Origin of the sequence: Croceicoccus mobilis, from assembly GCF_001661965.1 — a bacterium.
GTDB lineage: Bacteria > Pseudomonadota > Alphaproteobacteria > Sphingomonadales > Sphingomonadaceae > Croceicoccus > Croceicoccus mobilis.
Genome location: NZ_LYWZ01000022.1, coordinates 252,626 through 270,677 on the forward strand (window position 1 = coordinate 252,626; position 18,052 = coordinate 270,677).

14 protein-coding genes are annotated in these 18,052 nt (G+C 63.7%); 5 read left to right on the forward strand and 9 right to left on the reverse strand.

Going from position 1 to position 18,052, the window contains the following annotated elements; translation table 11 throughout:
* The first annotated feature begins 35 nt into the window (after window positions 1–35).
* The 3 genes from A9D13_RS08730 to katG all read left to right on the forward strand — a co-directional run bounded on the left by A9D13_RS08730 (window position 36) and on the right by katG (window position 5,876).
* The gene (locus A9D13_RS08730) at window positions 36–2,744 is read left to right on the forward strand and encodes a valine--tRNA ligase (RefSeq protein WP_066772566.1); all 2,709 of its coding nucleotides are present in this window, start codon (window positions 36–38) and stop codon (window positions 2,742–2,744) included.
* A gap of 4 nt (window positions 2,745–2,748) precedes the next feature.
* Window positions 2,749–3,495, forward strand: a complete 747-nt coding sequence (locus A9D13_RS08735) for a 7-carboxy-7-deazaguanine synthase QueE (protein ID WP_066772568.1) — start codon at window positions 2,749–2,751, stop codon at window positions 3,493–3,495.
* 134 nt (window positions 3,496–3,629) lie between these two features.
* Complete coding sequence (katG, locus tag A9D13_RS08740) at window positions 3,630–5,876, forward strand: catalase/peroxidase HPI (protein ID WP_373288736.1); 2,247 nt, start codon at window positions 3,630–3,632, stop codon at window positions 5,874–5,876.
* Between the two features lie 58 nt (window positions 5,877–5,934).
* On the opposite strand, the gene A9D13_RS08745 is transcribed toward katG, so the two are convergent.
* From A9D13_RS08745 to A9D13_RS08775, 7 genes are all read right to left on the reverse strand, one after another.
* The gene (locus tag A9D13_RS08745; RefSeq protein WP_066772569.1) at window positions 5,935–6,246 is read right to left on the reverse strand and encodes a hypothetical protein; all 312 of its coding nucleotides are present in this window, start codon (window positions 6,244–6,246) and stop codon (window positions 5,935–5,937) included.
* Window positions 6,247–6,386: 140 nt separating this feature from the next.
* Complete coding sequence (locus tag A9D13_RS08750; RefSeq protein ID WP_066772570.1) at window positions 6,387–6,827, reverse strand: hypothetical protein; 441 nt, start codon at window positions 6,825–6,827, stop codon at window positions 6,387–6,389.
* Between the two features lie 577 nt (window positions 6,828–7,404).
* Window positions 7,405–9,150: an ATP-binding protein gene (locus tag A9D13_RS08755; protein ID WP_082922335.1), complete on the reverse strand. Its 1,746-nt coding sequence runs from the start codon at window positions 9,148–9,150 to the stop codon at window positions 7,405–7,407.
* 547 nt (window positions 9,151–9,697) lie between these two features.
* Window positions 9,698–10,480, reverse strand: coding sequence for a TIGR02186 family protein (locus A9D13_RS08760; protein WP_066773901.1), 783 nt, complete (start codon window positions 10,478–10,480; stop codon window positions 9,698–9,700).
* Window positions 10,480–11,397, reverse strand: a complete 918-nt coding sequence (locus A9D13_RS08765) for a sulfite exporter TauE/SafE family protein (protein WP_066772572.1) — start codon at window positions 11,395–11,397, stop codon at window positions 10,480–10,482. The genes A9D13_RS08760 and A9D13_RS08765 overlap by 1 nt, the downstream gene beginning before the upstream one ends.
* A 133-nt stretch (window positions 11,398–11,530) precedes the next feature.
* Window positions 11,531–12,607: a hypothetical protein gene (locus A9D13_RS08770; protein ID WP_156521976.1), complete on the reverse strand. Its 1,077-nt coding sequence runs from the start codon at window positions 12,605–12,607 to the stop codon at window positions 11,531–11,533.
* Window positions 12,604–14,016 carry a glycosyl transferase family protein gene (locus A9D13_RS08775; RefSeq protein WP_229665196.1) on the reverse strand — a complete coding sequence of 471 codons (1,413 nt, stop codon included), beginning with the start codon at window positions 14,014–14,016 and terminating at the stop codon, window positions 12,604–12,606. Before A9D13_RS08775 ends, A9D13_RS08770 begins: the two co-directional genes overlap by 4 nt.
* A 245-nt stretch (window positions 14,017–14,261) precedes the next feature.
* Between A9D13_RS08775 and nhaA the strand changes: the two genes are divergently transcribed.
* Window positions 14,262–15,530, forward strand: coding sequence for a Na+/H+ antiporter NhaA (nhaA, locus tag A9D13_RS08780; protein WP_066772575.1), 1,269 nt, complete (start codon window positions 14,262–14,264; stop codon window positions 15,528–15,530).
* Between the two features lie 78 nt (window positions 15,531–15,608).
* On the opposite strand, the gene A9D13_RS08785 is transcribed toward nhaA, so the two are convergent.
* Together A9D13_RS08785 and A9D13_RS08790 are read right to left on the reverse strand one after the other, a co-directional pair.
* Window positions 15,609–16,040 (reverse strand): VOC family protein, encoded by a 432-nt coding sequence (locus A9D13_RS08785; protein ID WP_066772579.1) that lies wholly within the window; start codon window positions 16,038–16,040, stop codon window positions 15,609–15,611.
* Window positions 16,041–16,175: 135 nt separating this feature from the next.
* Entirely contained in the window at window positions 16,176–16,934 is a 759-nt protein-coding gene (locus A9D13_RS08790; protein ID WP_066772587.1) for a TorF family putative porin, read from the reverse strand.
* A 312-nt stretch (window positions 16,935–17,246) separates the two neighbouring features.
* Here A9D13_RS08790 and A9D13_RS08795 point away from each other — a divergent pair, with 312 nt between their 5' ends.
* A complete protein-coding gene (locus tag A9D13_RS08795; protein ID WP_066772589.1) occupies window positions 17,247–18,044 on the forward strand; it encodes a metallophosphoesterase family protein in 798 nt (265 codons plus the stop codon).
* The last annotated feature ends 8 nt before the right edge of the window (window positions 18,045–18,052 follow it).

The following is an 18,052-nucleotide window of genomic DNA, read 5'->3' on the forward strand; positions in this document are numbered from 1 at the left end:
TGCCCGCGCCCGTAACCGCTGGCAAAGCGCCCGACATGAGCGACACCGACACCATGACCAATTCCCTGCCCAAGACCTTCGACCCCGCCGAAATGGAGGCGCGCTGGTACGCGCATTGGGAAAACGAAGGCCTGTTCCACCCCGCGCGTCCGGGCGCGGAGCCGTTCACCATCGTGAACCCGCCGCCGAACGTGACGGGTTCGCTCCACATCGGCCACGCGCTGGACAATACGCTGCAGGATATCGTGATCCGTTACGAACGGCTGCGCGGCAAGGATGCGCTGTGGGTCGTCGGCACCGACCATGCCGGCATCGCGACGCAGATGGTGGTGGAGCGGAACCTGAATTCGCAGGGCGTGAAGCGCACCGACATGACGCGCGATGAATTCATCGCTAATGTCTGGGAATGGAAGGAAGAGTCGGGCGGCACGATCACTCGCCAGCTGCGCCGCCTTGGCTGCTCGATGGACTGGTCACGCGAACAGTTCACGATGGACGAGCATTTTTCGAAGGCCGTGCTCAAGGTCTTTGTCGACCTGTTCAACCAGGGCCTGATCTATCGCGACAAGCGGCTGGTGAACTGGGACCCTGCGCTCAAGACCGCGATCTCCGACCTTGAGGTCGAGAACCGCGAGATCAAGGGCAGTTTCTGGCATTTCAAATACCCGCTGGCCGATGGCGTGACGCTGTCGAACGGGCAGGATTACATCGAGGTCGCGACCACGCGGCCCGAAACGATGCTCGCCGACATGGCCGTCGCCGTGCACCCGAGTGATGAGCGCTATGCCAGCGTCGTCGGGAAGGAAATCGTGCTCCCCATCACCGGCCGCCGTATCCGGATCGTCACCGACGAACATGCCGATCCGGAACTGGGTTCGGGCGCGGTGAAGATCACTCCGGGCCATGACTTCAACGATTTCGAGGTGGGCAAGCGCGCCGGTTTCGCCGCCGCCGACATGCTCAACATGCTCGACGGCAATGCCGCTGTTGTGCAGACCGCCGATGGGCTGGTGCCGGACGAATTCCTCGGCCTCGACCGTTTCGACGCGCGCGCGCTTGTGGTGGAGCGCCTGAAGGAGGCGGGCTGCCTGATCCCGCATGTCACCACGGACAAGGAAGGCAACGAAACCGAACACGATGCCGAGCCGCGCACGATCCAGACGCCCTATGGCGATCGCGGCGGCGTGGTGATCGAACCGTGGCTGACCGACCAGTGGTATGTCGATGCCGCGACTTTGGCCGCCGAACCCATCGCCGCGGTCAAGGATGGCCGCATCGAGATCGTGCCGAAATCGTGGGAAAAGACCTTCTTCAACTGGATGGAGAACATCCAGCCATGGTGCGTGTCGCGCCAGCTGTGGTGGGGTCACCAGATCCCGGCATGGTATGACGAGAACGGCAAGCCCTATGTGGCCGAGACCGAGGAGGAGGCGCAGGCGCTCGCTGGCGAAGGCGTGACGCTGACGCGCGATAGCGACGTTCTCGACACGTGGTTCTCCTCCGCATTGTGGCCCTTCGCCACGCTGGGCTGGCCCGACGATACGGAGCTTTTGAAGAAGCATTATCCGAACTCGCTGCTGGTCAGCGGGTTCGACATCCTCTTCTTCTGGGATGCGCGCATGATGATGCAGGGCCTGCATTTCATGAAGGAAGTGCCTTGGCCGCGCCTGTATCTCCACGGCCTCGTCCGCGCCGCCGATGGCGCGAAAATGTCGAAGTCCAAGGGCAATGTCGTCGATCCCCTCGGGCTCATCGACCAGTATGGCGCCGATGCGCTGCGCTTCTTCATGGCGAGCATGGAGAGCCAGGGCCGCGACGTGAAGATGGATGAAAAGCGCGTCGAGGGTTACCGCAATTTCGCGACCAAGCTTTGGAACGCGGCCCGCTTCTGCGAAACGAACGGCATCGCCGCATCGACGCAGATCGCCGCGCCTGCTGCTACCAGTGCGGTAAACCGCTGGATTATCGGCGAAACCGTCGCGACGGTGAAGGCGCTGGACGAGGCGATGGCGGCGCTGCGTTTCGATGCGGCGGCGAACACGGTCTATCACTTCGTCTGGGCGAATTTCTGCGACTGGTATCTGGAGCTGATCAAGGGTCAGATCGATGAGGAAACGAAGCTGGTCGCCGGCTGGGTGCTCGACCAGATCCTCGTCATGCTGCACCCCTTCATGCCCTTCGTCACCGAAGAGCTGTGGTCGAAGCTGGGCGACCGGGCAGACTATCCGCTGATCACCGCGAAATGGCCCGCGCCGGAGGCATCGGTCGATGCCGCCGCCAAGGCCGAGGTCGACTGGCTGATCGCGCTCACCACCGCGCTGCGCGGGGCGAAGAACGAGCTGGGCCTTGCGCCAGGTGCAAAGCTCGATGCCTTCCTCGCCCAGCCGAGCGCGACGGCAAAGGACGCCATCGCCGCCAACCCCGCCGCGATCGAACGCATGGCGCGCCTGTCCTCGGTAGAGTTCGCCGAAGCGCCCAAGGGTGCCGCCATGCAGGTGACGGCGGGCGAGGACGTGTTCGTGGTGCCGCTGGAAGGTCTGATCGACATCGACGCCGAGAAGGCCCGTCTGGAAAAGGCGCTGGCCGCATCGGCGAAGGAAGCGAAATCGTTGGAAGGCCGCCTTTCGAACGCAAATTTCGTCGAGCGCGCCAAGCCCGAAGCGGTGGAGAAGGCCCGCGCCGACCACGCGCATCACACGGCAGAGGTCGAGCGCCTGACCGCCGCATTGGCGCGGCTGGGGTAAACGCTTGCCCATCGTCCTTGCCACCACGGAACCGGGGGAGCCGGAGATCTTTGCCTCGCTGCAGGGCGAAGGGCCGTCGACCGGGCGGCCCAGCGTGTTTGTGCGCCTGTCGCGCTGCAATCTCGCCTGCCACTGGTGCGACACCGCCTATACTTGGCGCTTCACCGGTGACGAGCGCCCGCATCGCGGTGGTGAGAGCTATGCGAGGAAGGCGAACCAGATCGCGATGGACGAGCGCGAGGCCGCGCAGGCGATCCTCGCGCTCGTGCCCGACCGGCTGGTGGTGACAGGGGGCGAGCCGCTGCTGCAGGCCGCCGCGCTGGTGAAAACGCTCAATCTCGTGCGCAGTGTCCAGCCGCGCCTGCATATCGAGGTGGAAACCAATGGCACGGTGGAGGCGCCGCGCAGCCTCGACACGCTGATTGACCAATATAACGTGTCGCCCAAACTGCAGCACAGCGGCAATCCGGCCAGCCTCGCGCTGGTGCCCGAACGGCTGCAATATTACGCCAACGACCCGCGCGCCTTCTTCAAATTCGTGATCGCCAAACCCGAGGACGTGAACGACGTACTGGTGCTGAAACGCGAATATGGCATCCCCGCCGCGCGCGTGCAGCTGATGCCCGAGGGGACCGATTCGCAGACGCTGCGGCATCGCATGCACTGGCTGGCACCGATCGCGCAGAAATACGGGCTGCGCGTTACCGACCGGCTGCATATCCATATCTATGGCGATCTGCGCGGCGTTTGACGCCTTCACAGGTTTCATCGATATAGCCGATCACAGAAAGCAAGATCCCTCGCTTTCCCGATTACACATTCCATGACTAAGCCGGTCAAGTTGCGACGCCACGCAACAAAACCGGGAGTCAAACTGTGAAATCCATATCGAAAAGCGCCTTTCGCGCAATTCTCTTCGCCAGCGCGCTGAGCGCTGTGAGCGCCCCTGCCCTCGCGCAGGTCGAGAACGAGGTGATCGCCGAAGAGGCTGACGCACCCGTTCCCACCGTGCCCGGCGGCATGACCAACGAGGACTGGTGGCCGATGCGCCTCGACCTCACCGCGCTGCGCCAGCACGAGGCGACCAAGGCCAACCCCTATGGCCCTGACTATGACTATGCCGAGGAATTCGCCTCGCTCGACATGGACGCGGTCAAGGAAGACATCCGCAAGGTGCTCACCACCTCGCAGCCGTGGTGGCCGGCCGACTATGGCCATTACGGCCCCTTCTTCATCCGCATGGCATGGCACAGCGCGGGCACCTATCGCGTCGGTGACGGGCGCGGCGGCAGCGATGGCGGCGAACAGCGTTTCGACCCGCTCAACAGCTGGCCCGACAATGTCAGCCTCGACAAGGCGCGCCGCCTCGTCTGGCCGATCAAGCAGAAATACGGGCGCAAGCTGTCGTGGGGCGACCTCATGGTCCTCACCGGCAATGTCGCGCTGGAGGACATGGGCTTCAAGACCATCGGTTTTGCCGGTGGCCGCGTCGATGCATGGCAGCCCGATGTCGTCTATTGGGGGCCTGAGGCCGAGATGATGGGCCATAACCGTTCGAACCCCGATGGTTCGCTGAAGCGTTCGCTGGCAGCCACGACCATGGGCCTGATCTATGTGAATCCCGAAGGTCCGGGCGGAAACCATGACCCTATCTCTTCGGCAGCGGCGATCCGCACCGCGTTTGGCAACATGGCCATGGATGACGAAGAAACGCTGGCCCTCATCGCGGGCGGCCACACTTTCGGCAAGGCGCATGGCGCGAAGAAGCCGGAAGAGTGCCTTGGCGCCGAACCGACCGCCGCGGGCCTTGAACAGCAGGGTCTTGGCTGGGCGAACAAGTGCGGCAAGGGCCATAGCGAGGACACGCTGACTTCCGGCCTTGAAGGCGCATGGTCGGCGGCACCCACCCGCTTTACCACCCAGTATATCGACAACCTCCTCGGCTTTGAATGGAAGATGACGAAGAGCCCGGCAGGCGCGACGCAGTGGATCCCGACCGATCCGGCTGCGGCCAACATGGTCCCCGACGCGCATATCGAGGGCAAGTTCCACGCGCCGATCATGTTCACCACCGACATCGCGCTTAAGCGCGATCCGGGCTTCCGCGCCGTGCTCGAACGCTGGCAGGACGATCCGACCCTGTTTGCGCAGGCCTTCGCCCGCGCATGGTTCAAGCTGACGCACCGCGATCTTGGCCCCGAAGTCCGTTATCTCGGCCCCGACGCGCCCAAGGTCAGCTTCACCTGGCAGGACCCGCTGCCGCAGGCCACGATCGACGCGGTCACCGCGGAAGAGCAGGCGGCGCTGAAGCAGGCGGTCCTGTCGTCGGGCCTTTCGACTTCGGCGCTGGTGCGCACGGCATGGGCATCGGCCTCGACCTTCCGCGATACCGACATGCGCGGCGGCGCAAACGGCGCGCGCCTGCGGCTTGACCCGCAGAGCGATTGGGCCGTCAACAATCCGGCCGAACTGGACAAGGTGCTGAGCGCCCTGACCAAGGTGCAGGCCAGCGCGGCGAAGAAGGGCATCGACATCTCGATGGCCGACCTGATCGTGCTTGCCGGCAATGCCGGGATCGAGGCTGCCGCCGCCAAGGCAGGGCACGAAATTTCCGTGCCCTTCACCCCGGGCCGCGTGGATGCGACGCAGGACCAGACCGATGTCGAATCCTTCGCCTATCTCGAACCCAAGGCCGATGCCTTCCGCAACTATTACACCGCGGCGGCAGAGGTTTCCCCGGCCGAGGCCATGGTCGACAAGGCCGACATGCTGGGTCTGACCGTTCCGGAAATGACCGTTCTGGTCGGCGGCATGCGCGTGCTGGACGCCAATACCGGCGGCGCGAAGCATGGCGTGTTCACGCAGACTCCGGGCGCGCTCGACAATGCGTTCTTCACCAACCTGCTCACCATGGACACGGTCTGGGAAAAGGCTGACGGCGGGCTTTATGCCGGCAAGGATCGCGCCACGGGCGCAGCGAAGTGGACGGCGACGCCTGTCGACCTGATCTTCGGCTCGAACTCCGAACTGCGCGCCGTGGCCGAGGTCTATGCCTCTGCCGATGCGGAAGCGATGTTCGTGAACGACTTCGTCGCCGCATGGACGAAGGTGATGAACGCCGATCGTTACTGATCGCGCGCTTCAACGCTGAAACGAGAGAGGGGCGGCATCTGCGGGTGCCGCCCCTTTTCTATTCGTCGACCTCGCGCAATTGCCGCGCCAGTTCACCGATATCGGCATCGGGCATGACGATCCGCCACTGCCCCGGCGTGCGGCTGTCGACCAGCACCACGCCTTTTTTCGGGCAGATGTCGAGGCACGGCACCTCGATGATGCCCAGCTTCGCCTTGCGCCCCTTCTTAGCGCCCAGTTCTTTTTTCAATGCCTTCGCGAGCGGTTTCTGGCTGTCGCCAAACCCATCCCCACGCTTCGCGAGCTTCCGGCTGCATTTCTTGCAGACGAGGATGGCGTGCGACCAGTTGGAGCGGATTTCGGTTTTCATATTGGTGCAACGCGCGAAAGTGGGACGGGTTGCGGGGCTCGCAAGGAGTGCGGCGGCGGCCGGTGGTGAAAATGATTACCGCCCGGCGGTCAAATCTCAAAAAGGGTAATCTCGCTACCCTCACACGCCCTGCTTTGCGTTCATTTCACACGCGAGAATTCTTCGATATAGGCTTTCGAGGAGCCGTCGGCCGCCGCGCGGGCGACCACGCCATGCCGCACCCACTTGTCCGCTTCCGGCAGGTAGTTCCAGAACTCTCCGACAACGAGCGCGCCATCGCGGTATTTCTCGATCAGATATTCGTTCGGGCTGACTTCCAGCAGCTTCATGTGATCGAAATAGCCACCATCGAATGGGTATAGCTGCCCGTCCAGCTTGCCCGACCATTCGGCAATATGGGGATGCTCAGGATCGGTGCTGTTGACTCCGCGGTACGTCATCAAGTCGCCGTCGACGCTAATGGTGATGGAAAGATGAAATGTCGCGGGGAGTTTGCCGTTGCTCCAGTAAGCATGGGTCTCCTCGAAGTCGCCGCTCGACTTCGATGGCGCAGCAAAAGCCGCTGTTGCCGGCGCGATCATGCAAAGGGCGAACCCGACAAGAACTGTGCAATGCTTCACGATCAGTTTCCTTTTTAAGCGGACGGGTAAACACAGCGAGCCAATCAGATAGCTGCATGATCTTCCCGTTTTCAGTCCCCAAGCGTCTTGGCGCCGCATCCATGCGAGCGGGCACAATACCATGAAATTATTTGCGGATTCCGCGATTTATCGCGCTGTCAGGGCCGGGATTCGTGAATTACCGTCAATTGCGAAGCAATCGGGCTGAATTGCCTTCGCCGATGGCGCCATGCGCATTCGATTCCGGTGCGAGTGGAGCCGGTACGGATCGAATAGGCTTCCCACAGCGGCGCGATGCCGTTCCGGCACGATTTTGGCTGAGCCATTCCGATTTAACTGTCCTACACCGCCGCTATCCCGCAGCAATGCCGACAAGGCGCAACCCTCGCCTGCGGCTCTTTCATCCGTAAGATTTCCCCTTTGCGGGCAATGTGTCACCCACACCCCCACAGGCCCAGCGTTTGCGCGGGATACAGGCAAGTGACACGCCCTGTAGGACGTGTCACTTGTGTCACCCTGATGCCGTGCGAAAAGGCTGTTACCGGCTCTGGGCGCGCCAGCGCATGACGGTGCGGTCGACGGCTTCTTCCTCGCCGCCGGACTTCGACCACAGCTCGCTGAACAGTGGATCTTCCGATGCCGGGCGCTTGCGTTCTTCCAGATCGTCGAAGGTCACGCGCATCGGGATCGCCGTACCCTCGCCGCAGACGATGCATTCGCGATTGCGAAGCGCCGGGATCGAGGCAAGGAAGCCGCGCGCGCCTTCGGGCATGGCGGCCTTCACGAAGTCCTGATCTCGTTCGTTGTTGAGACGCATGGACAGGATCGTACCGCACTGTGACAGCACGCCTTCGGCAAGGTCGGACGGTCGCTGCGTGATAAGGCCCAAGGAGATACCGTATTTACGGCCTTCCTTGGCGATACGCGACAGGATCTTGCCGACCGAGTTGCCATCCGAATTGCGCTCGTTCGGCACGTAACGGTGCGCTTCTTCGCAGACCAGCAGGATCGGGCGCGTTTCTTCATCGCGGCTCCAGATCGCGAAGTCGAAGACCATGCGGCTGAGCATGGCGACCACCGTGCTGGTGATTTCCGAAGGCACGCCCGACACGTCGATGATCGAGATCGGCTTGCCATTGGTCGGCATGCGGAAGATGCGGCCGATCACATCGGCCATGGTGTCGGCGACCAGCATGCCGGAGAACATGAACTGGTAGCGCGGGTCGGCCTTGATCTCCTCGATCTTGCCCTTCACGCGCAGGTAAGGCGCGGTATTGGTCGCCTTGTCGAGCTTGCCCATGTCTTCCTGGATGGCATTGGTCAGGTCGGACAGCAGATACGGGATCGGCGAATCCACGGTGAGCTTGCTCATCCCGCCCGACATCTTGTTCTTGCCGCGCGCTTTCAAAAGGCATCGCGACAGGATGTCCATGTCGGCCATGCGGTCCGAACCTTCCGAGGTGATGAAGACCTCGCAATGCTCCTCGAAATTCATCAGCCAATAGGGCATGCGAAGGTTCGAGACGTCGAACAATTCGCCATAGCCGCGGAAGGCCGCGTTATATTCGCCGTGCGGGTCGATCATCACGATGTGACCTTCGGGCGCTGCTTCGCAGATACGGTGCAGGATCAGCGCGGCGCTGGTCGATTTACCCGTACCGGTCGAACCCAGAAGCGCGAAATGCTTGCCCAGCATGGCGTCGATATAAAGGCCAGCGCGGATCTCCTTGGTTGGGAACACCTTGCCGATCTGGATATTGGCGCGCCCGTCCGAGGCATAGATCTGCGCAAGGTCCGGATTGGTCGCGGCGTATACCTCCGCCCCCGGAATCGGGTAGTTGGTGATACCGCGGGTGAAGTTCCTGACGCGGCCCGTCAGCTTTTCTTCCTGCCCTTCGCCAAGGAAGTCGATCTCGGCGATGATCTGGCCGGTACCGCGATCGAGCGACTGAGTGCGCACGCTGGCGAGCAGCCAGATCTGACCCACCCGCACCTTGATCTGCGAGCCGACGAGGCCGGCCAGCTGAACGGTCGGATCGCTGTCGGTGCGGCATTCCATCAGCCGGTCGCGGCTGAGCATGACGCGCGACATGGAGCCTGCGATGTCGAGAACCTCGCCAATGGGGGTTACGGCCTGACTCGGCTTACGCTCTGCCGGCTCCTTCGGCGCATTGTCGGCCTCGGCGGTTTCCTCGTCCGCAGGCGATTGATCACGGGTTTGCGCCGGGCGCGTGGGTTCGCGGGCGATGGGGGAGCGCGGCGCAGGCTCGCGCTCGGAAGGCATTTCCATGGGCGGGCGCGGCGGCTCGATCGGGCGGTACTTGGTGTCCTTCTCACTGGCACCTCCCGGCGGGAACGGCGCACCGGTCTCGGCACTCATCCCGGCAGAGGGCGAAGGCGCGGGCGCCATGCCCGGCGGCATCGGCGGGGCCACGGGGCGCCCTGCGGCATCGGCCTGCGGTGCGCCGCCAAGCGGGCGGGCGGGCTTCAACTCTTCCCGGTCAGGTTCGGGGGTCATGTTGCGATAGCGATTGAGGCGCGACATCGGCGAAGGCGGTGCGCCATCATCGCTGCGGCGCGCGGGCGAACCATCCGCGCCAGCATCGCTGGCGGGCGTTTCCTCGGCCGCGGCGGGCCGGCCAAAGGGGGAGCGCCTCTCAAAACCCGGAGCGCCGGAGAGGGGCCTCCCATTAAAACGGGATGTGTGATCGTTCATGGCCGCGCCTTTTCACCATTGGGCCGCCCGCAGCGGGGGCCGATGCATCTGGTGAGGCAGGGTAGAGCGTCAGGGTTAATGCCGAGCTAATGCCCGCCCTGTCGTAAGCGCCCGATCAGCCCAGCGCGAAGAGGCGTCCGGCGGCCCAGCCCATGAATACCGAAAGCGCCACCGCCATCAGCCCATAGGCAAGGCTCCATTGCCGCGAGGCGACTTCGACCGCGCGTTCGAAGCCCTTTTTCGAAACCGTCACCTCGCTGGTCGCCGATGCCAGCACGCGGCCATTGGCGATGGCGAAGGTTTCCGCCGTATAGGTTCCGGTCAGCACGCTGGAAGGAAGCGCGATGCGCGCCTGGTAAAGCACGCCCTCGCTGATGGATACGGCATCCTCCTGCTGGCTATAAAGGCCCGATGCCTCCCGCTTTGCCACCAGCCCTTCGGCGAAGCGGGAGACTTCCTCGGGCCGGATCGCACCGATCGGCGAGAGCTGGAGATAGTTGACGCCTAGCTCATAAATCGCCGCCGTGCGCGGATCCACGATATCGGAAAGCGGGCGCGAGGAGGCGACCGCGTAATACGACGGGGCCGATCGGAACTGCGCCGAATCCGCATTGATCCACATGCCCCAGATGCGCCGCTTTTCGCGCAGGTTGATGGCTTCGGACGGCCCCTTGAGCACCACGACGATGTCATAGGGCGACGTGCCCGGACGCGCGCGGCCATCGGGCTGCAGGATCGCGCCGTAAAGCAGCAGGTCCGCACCGGTGAAACCCTGCCTCACGATCACCTCATGCTGAGAGATTTCGGGCACGAGGATCGGATCGCGCGGCTGGGCATGGGCAGCAGGCGCCAATCCCGCCATCAGCGCGCAGGCCATAAGCAGGCGCACTAGCCGCATCATAGCGGCGCTACCGTGAAGATTTCCCGCGGGCGATAGGTAAGCCCCGCCGCCATGAACAAGGCGACCAGCAGCACGATCACGGCGAGGACCACGCGAAGCAGTTCGGGCTTTGCCGCAGAGGCGAATTTCGCTCCGATCTGCGCCCCCGAAACAGACCCCAGCAGCAAGAGCGCAGCCAGCACGATATCCACCGCATTGGTCGTCAGCGCATGCATCATGGTCGTAGCGATGGTGGTGAAGAGGATCTGGAACAGCGAGGTTCCAACGACCACCGCCGCGCTCATCCCCAGACCATAAAGCATCAGGGGCACCAGCAGGAAGCCGCCGCCAATGCCCATCAGCATGGTCAGCGTGCCCACCGCCATTCCCACCAGCATCGGCGCGAGCGGAGATATATAAAGCCCAGAGCGATAGAACCGATATCGCCCCGGCAGGCTGGTGAAGAGCGGGTGATGCCGCCTTTTGCTGGGCGCGCGTTTCAACCGTTCAAAGCGGTCGGCCAGCAGTTCGGGCACCGCCTCGATCGCCATCTTGATGCCCACGCCCGCCAGGATGACGACGTAAAGGATCGAAATCGCGACATCGATCTGGCCCAAGGCCTGCAGCAGGCGGAACAGGAACGCGCCGATCCCGGTGCCGACGATGCCGCCCGCGATCATCATCGCGCCCATCTGGTAATCGATGCCCTTGCGCCGGGCGTGATAGACCGCGCCCGAAACGCTGGCGCCCGTCACCTGGCTCGCCGCCGACGCGGCGGCGACCGTGGGCGGAATGCCGTAGAAGATCAGCAGCGGCGTCGTCAGGAACCCGCCGCCCACGCCGAACATGCCCGACAGGAACCCCGTCGCACCGCCAAGCAGCACGATGATCAGCCCGTTGACCGACAGGTTCGCGATGGGAAGATAAACGTCCATGACGGCGGTTCGAAAGGTCCTGCGGCGGAGCGCGTGTTCAAGAAATTACGCTTATGCAGCAAGGGCAGCGAGATGTCTGCCCGCCCGGTGCAATAATCGCAAACAATCCTGAACCGGGCGTTGCCCGAATGCCTCAAAAGCCCGCGGACAATGTGACCACGGGGCCGGAGCCAGGCTCGGCATCGCCCGCGACCTTTTCCCGCCAGTCGAGGCTGAAGCGCATGAAGATGCCCTCGCCCACCGGCGCGGTCGCTGAAATCGTCGGCCCTGCATCAAGCCGCGCCGCGCCATCCTGCGCGCCGCCCCAGCTTCCGCCGCCCGCCTGGACCTTGATGTCGCCAACATCGAAGCTGCGAGTCACGCGAACCTGCCCGTCGGCAAATGCGGTGGCGCCGGCCCCGCCGACATAGCCGGCCTGCGCATAGGCCTCTCCCGTCAGGCCTCCGGGCAGCTGTTGCGGCGGGGGTCCAAGCACCGCCATCACGGCAGGGCGTATGCGCGTATCGCCATCGAAACGTCCGGCGCGGCCTTCGGCCAGCACTTCAACCGGCAGCGATGCGACCGGGCGAAACCCGATCCCGGCGGCGATTTCCGCCTGCTCCCCGCGCAGGGCGGTGGTTGCGCGAAGATGGGCGCGCGGCTCGACCGCACTGCCCGGCGCGAGACGATAGCGCGCCACTGCGCCCGCCTGGCTGGCGCCATAGCTTGGCGTCGAGAGCGCGGCCGCTTTCCCGTCATCGCGCCACAGGACCCAGCTGTCGAAGGTCCATCTTCCCGCGCCGGCTGGCGCTGCGGCGAACGGGACGGTGGCAGCCGGTGGACGGGTAGCGACCGTGGGCCGGACAGGTGCCGTCGCGGCACGGTGCGCGGGCGGTGCCGGCGGAGGCGAGACGGTTCGGGCGTCCGGCGTCAAAGCAGTCGGCACGAGCCGAGGCATGGACGGCATTGCCGGTGCGGCAGACCGATCGGCTGGCGCGCCGGTAGGCGGGGTCGGGGAAATACCCGTCTGCCGAAGCGGTGGCGGCAAGGCCCGTACGGCAATGTCGGCTACGGATTCACGCTCACCTGCCCGCTTGGCGACATTGGGCGGCAGCGGCACGTCGAGCCAGCTTCCGGTCGGAACCAATGCCCGCGCCGCGACCCAGCCCCCCACCAGCAGCGTCAATGCGACCAGCGGCTGCCCCCTGCGCCGTGTCGAATCGGGGATCACCTGCCCCTCCCGCCAATCTTGTCGGCAGGGTGGCGATCATGCTCGGTCTTGTCCCACACCTTCGCCCGGCCCAGCAGCGTGCCGATATAGCGCCCCAGCGCGCGGCGGGCCGAAATGATCGCAATGACATTGGCGACCGGGATCCGCAGCACCGCGGCCAGCCCCTCGTTCCAGCCATATTCGCGGCCCACCAGCACAAAGCGCACCACTGCCCGCCACACGAAGCAGGCGGTGGTGAAGATCATCACCCAATAGACCAGCGGCGGCAGGCGCGCAGGCGCGTGCAGTCCTGCCCATTCGGCCAGTCGCAGCACCAATGTCAGTGCGATCAGCGCATAGGCCGCGGCCAGCACCAGCGCGACCAGCGGCCCGCGCCGGTCGCGCAGGCGCATCCAGAATTCGAGCGGGCTTCGGCTCCAGCCCAGCTGTTCCCACCCGTCGAATGCGATGCCCTGCACCCAGCGCGCCTTTTGCCGGATAGCGGTATCCAGCGTATGCGGGAAATAGGCGCGCGTCGCGATAAGGGAGCCGTCAGCGGCGCGCACGCGGGCAAAGCTGCCACCTTTGCCATCGGGACCTGCGCGCCCGATCAGCATGCCAAGCTCGTAATCCTCGGTCAGGGCGGTCGGGTCGAAGGGCCCTGATCCGCCGCGTCTCCGGGCGATCCGGTCCATTGCCTCGCGGTCGAATGCGCAGCCCACGCCTGCAGCGGGAATGCCGACGCCAAGCCGTGCGCGGACCACCATCTCACGCGCGTGGGCATCGGTGAATTCGTCACAATAATGGCCTGCGACCCAATGCGAATCGCCATTGGTCTCCGGCCGCACCGGGATTTGCACGAAATCGGCATGCGCCAGCTCCGCATCGATCAGCGACAGCGCTTCCGGGTGGACGAGATCCTCTGCGTCATGGAGGAGCACGGCGCGGAAGCGAAACCCCTCGCGTGCCTCGTCCTGCGCCATCGCGCGGAAACAGCGATTCAGGCAGTCGCCCTTGGTCGTCGGCCCCGGCGTTTCGTTGACGACGATCGAAAGCCGCGGATCGCCGCCCCCCGCATCCTCCATCGCGGCGCGGGTATCGGGATCATTTATATAGCAGCCGGCATATATCCGCAGATCCCGGTGCGGCCATGCGGCCAGCGCATGGCGCAGCATGGGCGCGATGACGCGCGCTTCCCTCCACGCAGGCACGAACAGGGCGATGGGGGCCGATAACTCGCGCGGAGCGGCTGCAGCCAGCTTGCGGCGACGCAGCCGACCGGTCAGCTTGAGCCACAGCCAGCACAGGTCGATCGCCAATTCGTCCAGTGCGCCAATGACGAACCAGAACCCTGCGAAAAGCAGCAGCTCGAGCCGAGCTGCCTCCAGAAAGCTGAGAACGGGTCCGATCAGACCCACGCTTGCGACCAATACTGCCCCCTTGAAAGCCTGCGCGATTTTCCGATCGGCAGTCTGCGCAATCTCGTTGCGCGGATCTTTCCGAAAATGCGGTTAACCTTGCGCGAGGGCCGCTGCAAGTGCCGCTTCGATGAAAGGCGGGTTGAACTGCATTGCGAATTGGGGAAAAGAACCCCCATGCACGCCTCTATCGCAATTGCAGCACAGCCCGGCCCCATGGTCGCTTCTCAGGCCTCCTCGCGCAGGAGCAGCCACGCATGAAGCGTCCGGTCGAAGTCATCAATCGTACGCTGAAGGCGTTTTTCGACAGCGAATCCGCGTCGGGCATCCTGCTGATCTTCATCGCGGTGCTGGCGCTGATCGTCGCCAATTCACCGTTGGCGCATACTTATCACGACGTGTTCCACAACACGCTGCCTGACAGCGTGATGAACGTGCTCAAGCCGCTGTATCTCTACAAGCTCGATAATCTGCACATGTGGATCAACGACGCCTTGATGGTGATCTTCTTCTTCGTCGTCGGGCTGGAGATCAAGCGCGAGGTCGCCGATGGCGCGCTATCCGATCCGCAGGCGCGCCGCTTGCCGGTGATCGCCGCCTTTGCGGGCATGGCGGCGCCTGCAGCCGTGTTCCTGCTGGCGATTTCCGGGGCCGACAATCCTGACCAGCTTCATGCTGGCTGGGCCATCCCTGCGGCCACCGACATCGCCTTCGCCATGGGCGTGATGGGCCTCCTCGGCAATCGCGTGCCGTCAAGCCTGCGGCTGTTCCTGCTGACGGTCGCCATCGTCGATGATATCGGCGCGGTCGCGATCATCGCCTTGTTCTATACTTCGGGCATTGCGATGGGCTGGCTGATCGCCGCGATCGTCGTGTTTGGCATGATGATCGCGTGCAACCGGTTCCGTATCGACAGCTGGTGGATCTATGCGCTGCTGTCGCTCGCTCTCTGGCTCTGCGTGCTGAATTCGGGCGTCCATGCCACGATCGCGGGCGTTCTGGCCGCCTTCACCATCCCGATGCGCCTCGACAACAAGGGCGACAGCCTGCTGCTGCGTTTCGAACATGCGCTGATGCCGTGGAACGCCTATCTGGTCGTGCCATTGTTCGGATTTGCCAATGCCGGCGTTGCACTTGCGGGTATCGGCCTTGAAGGCGCGCTCGCTCCGCTGCCGCTGGGCATTGGCGCAGGCCTGCTGTTCGGCAAGCAGATCGGCATTTTCACCGCCATCACGATTGCCGACAAGCTTGGCATCGCGCCGCGTCCTGCGCGCGCCAGCTGGTGGCAGCTGTGGGGCGTCTCGATCCTGTGCGGCATCGGCTTTACCATGAGCCTGTTCATCGCCGCCCTCGCCTTCCCGCGCTATCCGCTGCTGGTGGAGGAATCGAAGCTGGGCGTGCTGTCGGGTTCGGTCCTCTCGGCCATCCTCGGCTTCGTGCTGCTGCGCTTTGCCCCCGGCCCCGGTGCCGAGGAAGAGGAGGACGACGAGGACGAAAGCCCGGCGGTCCAGCCTCAGACCAGCTGAACCGCAGGCAATAGCCACAAACAAAAGCCCCCGCCGGAACCGATCCGGCGGGGGCTTTTCGTTTTGGCGGGATCGGCTTTACCAGCTGCCGATGTTTTCCATGCTGGCCCATGGCTCCTTGGGCTCGAGATGCCCGTCCTGCAGCAATTCGATCGAGATGCCGTCGGGGGTCTTTACAAAGGCCATGTGTCCATCGCGCGGCGGGCGGTGCATGGTGTGGCCCGCATCCATGATACGCTGGCAGGTTTCGTAGATGTCATCAACGCGGAATGCGAGATGGCCGAAATTGCGCCCGCCGTCATAGGTCTCGGGCGCGGAGCCGTCTTCGGGTGGCCAGTTATAGGTAAGCTCGACTTCTTCCTCCTGCCCTTCGGGGGCGAGGTAGATCAGGGTGAAGCGCCCCTTCTCGCTTTCGATGCGGCGGGTTTCCTCCACGCCGATCAGCTTGAAGAAATCGATTGTAGCGTCCGGATCGGTCACCCGGACCATGGTGTGGAGATATCTGGTCATGGCCGCCAAGCTAGGAAGCCTGCGCGCGGATGCCAATAGGCTGGGCCAATAGGATAGCCACTTACACGAAAACGGCCCGCGTCCGGACTGGGACGCGGGCCGCCTTCTAACGGTAGCCTTCAGGCTGCTTCAGGATCAGAAGCTGGCCGAAAGAGTCGCGATGACGGTGTCGTTCATGACCGGACCGAAAGCGATGTTCTCGTTCGAGGGCGCTTCCACGCCGACATAGGAAACACCAACTTCCAGCGGGCCCATCACGGCCATCGAAGCGCCGATCGACCAGTCGAATGCGGTCTGGTCGTTGGTGCCGAAGATCGAATAGGTTTCAGGCGACCAAACGCCATCGGTGTAGCCAAGGTGGCCGCTGACCGAAACGGGCGTGTTGGGGATGCCGAAGCCGACATCGGCATACAGGTACAGATTGTCCTGGTTCAGGGTCGAATCCTGTTCCCAGGCGTAAGCGACACCGGCGGTGACTTCAGCCGGGCCAACCGCTGCGGTCAGCGAGGCGTAGGGCTCGAAATAGTCAGTGTCGCCCGAAGCGCTCGGGTAGAGATAGTAGAGCAGGCCGACGTCGAACGAGAGCGTGTCGCTGATCGCGCCGCTGTAGCCGCCGTAAAGGTCGACTTCGGTGTTGCCATAGCCGGTCGAGGTCGGTTCGAGCGAGGATGCCCAGGTGCCGATGTAGAAACCGCTGGAGTGGCCGATGTCGACACCGCCCTGGATCGCGAAATCGCCGCCCGAATAGCTGACGCCGCGGAAACGATAGTCGGTTACCATCGCGACGTTCGCGGATACGGTGATCTCGCCTTCGTCCTGAGCGAAGGCAGGGGTCGCGACGGCTGCACCGGCGAGAATGGATGCGGCAAGCAGGCCGCGGAGCATGTTCTTCATGTTGTTTTCCCTCATTTGTTCCAAGGATCCTCGCCCCTCCTGACCATCGCCGCTGCGCCTCGTTTTCTTTGGGTGCTTATCGGCGACAAGCAGGCTCCCACTGCAAAGGAATATTGCGGCGCACAAGTTGCTTTTGCGATTCTGTGGCAAGAGAGGGTCACGGTGTGGATTTCTTGCAACGGAGACAAATACAGTGGAAAATTCTTTCTTCGACACCAAAAACGGCGAGAAATGGTGCATTGCACGGTCATACGCCTTGTCGCTGGATTCACCGCTTATTAACTAGGAGTGGTGGATGGAAAACGATAACCCATGACCTTCCTACGTGACATTCTCGATCGCCGGCGTGGCGAACCCATTCAGGGACCCACCATACCTGAAGGAGAGCGCGTCTATGCCGTGGGCGACATCCATGGCCGGCTCGACCTTTTCGAGAAAATCATCGAGCTGATCGAACGCGATGACGAAACCCGCGAGGATGCGGACACGACCATCATCCTGCTGGGCGATCTGGTCGATCGCGGCCCGCAAAGCGCAGGCGTCATCGAACGTGCGCGCCGCTGGGCCGGTGAACGCCGGGTGCGCATGCTGATGGGCAATCACGAGGAGATGATGCTTCGCGCGCTCGATTCGGATCAGAACCTGCGGCATTTCCTGCGCGTAGGCGGCCGGGAGACGTTGTTGAGCTATCCAATCGCGATCAACGACTATCGGACCGCGTCCCTGTCTGAGCTGGCCGATCTTGCCCGCGCGGCCGTGCCGATCGAGGATATCGAGTTCATCGAGGCGATGGAGGACATGATCCGGATCGGCGATTATCTGTTCGCCCATGCCGGCATCAATCCCGAACTTCCGCTGGAGCAGCAAGTGTCACGTGACCTGCGCTGGATCCGCGAACCCTTCCTCAGCCATGCGACACCGCTCGATGTCTGCGTGGTTCACGGCCACACGATCCGCAACGATGTCGAGATCGGCGGCCCCCGCCCGCAGCGCCCCAATCGCATCGGGATCGACACCGGCGCCTTTCGCAGCGGCCGGCTGACCGCGATCGGGCTCCAGGGGACAGAGCGCTGGTTCATCGAGGCCAGCGACACCGACCTCACGGCCTGAACCGACGG

What these genes read in the sequence shown, in the direction of transcription:
- A9D13_RS08730 (WP_066772566.1), top strand. Translation starts at nt 36, where the DNA reads ATGAGCGACACCGACACCATGACCAATTCCCTGCCCAAGACCTTCGAC.
- A9D13_RS08745 (WP_066772569.1), bottom strand. Translation starts at nt 6,246, where the DNA reads ATGAAAACCGAAATCCGCTCCAACTGGTCGCACGCCATCCTCGTCTGC.
- A9D13_RS08750 (WP_066772570.1), bottom strand. Translation starts at nt 6,827, where the DNA reads ATGATCGCGCCGGCAACAGCGGCTTTTGCTGCGCCATCGAAGTCGAGC.
- A9D13_RS08755 (WP_082922335.1), bottom strand. Translation starts at nt 9,150, where the DNA reads ATGCCTTCCGAGCGCGAGCCTGCGCCGCGCTCCCCCATCGCCCGCGAA.
- A9D13_RS08760 (WP_066773901.1), bottom strand. Translation starts at nt 10,480, where the DNA reads ATGCGGCTAGTGCGCCTGCTTATGGCCTGCGCGCTGATGGCGGGATTG.
- A9D13_RS08765 (WP_066772572.1), bottom strand. Translation starts at nt 11,397, where the DNA reads ATGGACGTTTATCTTCCCATCGCGAACCTGTCGGTCAACGGGCTGATC.
- nhaA (WP_066772575.1), top strand. Translation starts at nt 14,262, where the DNA reads ATGAAGCGTCCGGTCGAAGTCATCAATCGTACGCTGAAGGCGTTTTTC.
- A9D13_RS08785 (WP_066772579.1), bottom strand. Translation starts at nt 16,040, where the DNA reads ATGACCAGATATCTCCACACCATGGTCCGGGTGACCGATCCGGACGCT.
- A9D13_RS08790 (WP_066772587.1), bottom strand. Translation starts at nt 16,934, where the DNA reads ATGAAGAACATGCTCCGCGGCCTGCTTGCCGCATCCATTCTCGCCGGT.
- A9D13_RS08795 (WP_066772589.1), top strand. Translation starts at nt 17,247, where the DNA reads ATGACCTTCCTACGTGACATTCTCGATCGCCGGCGTGGCGAACCCATT.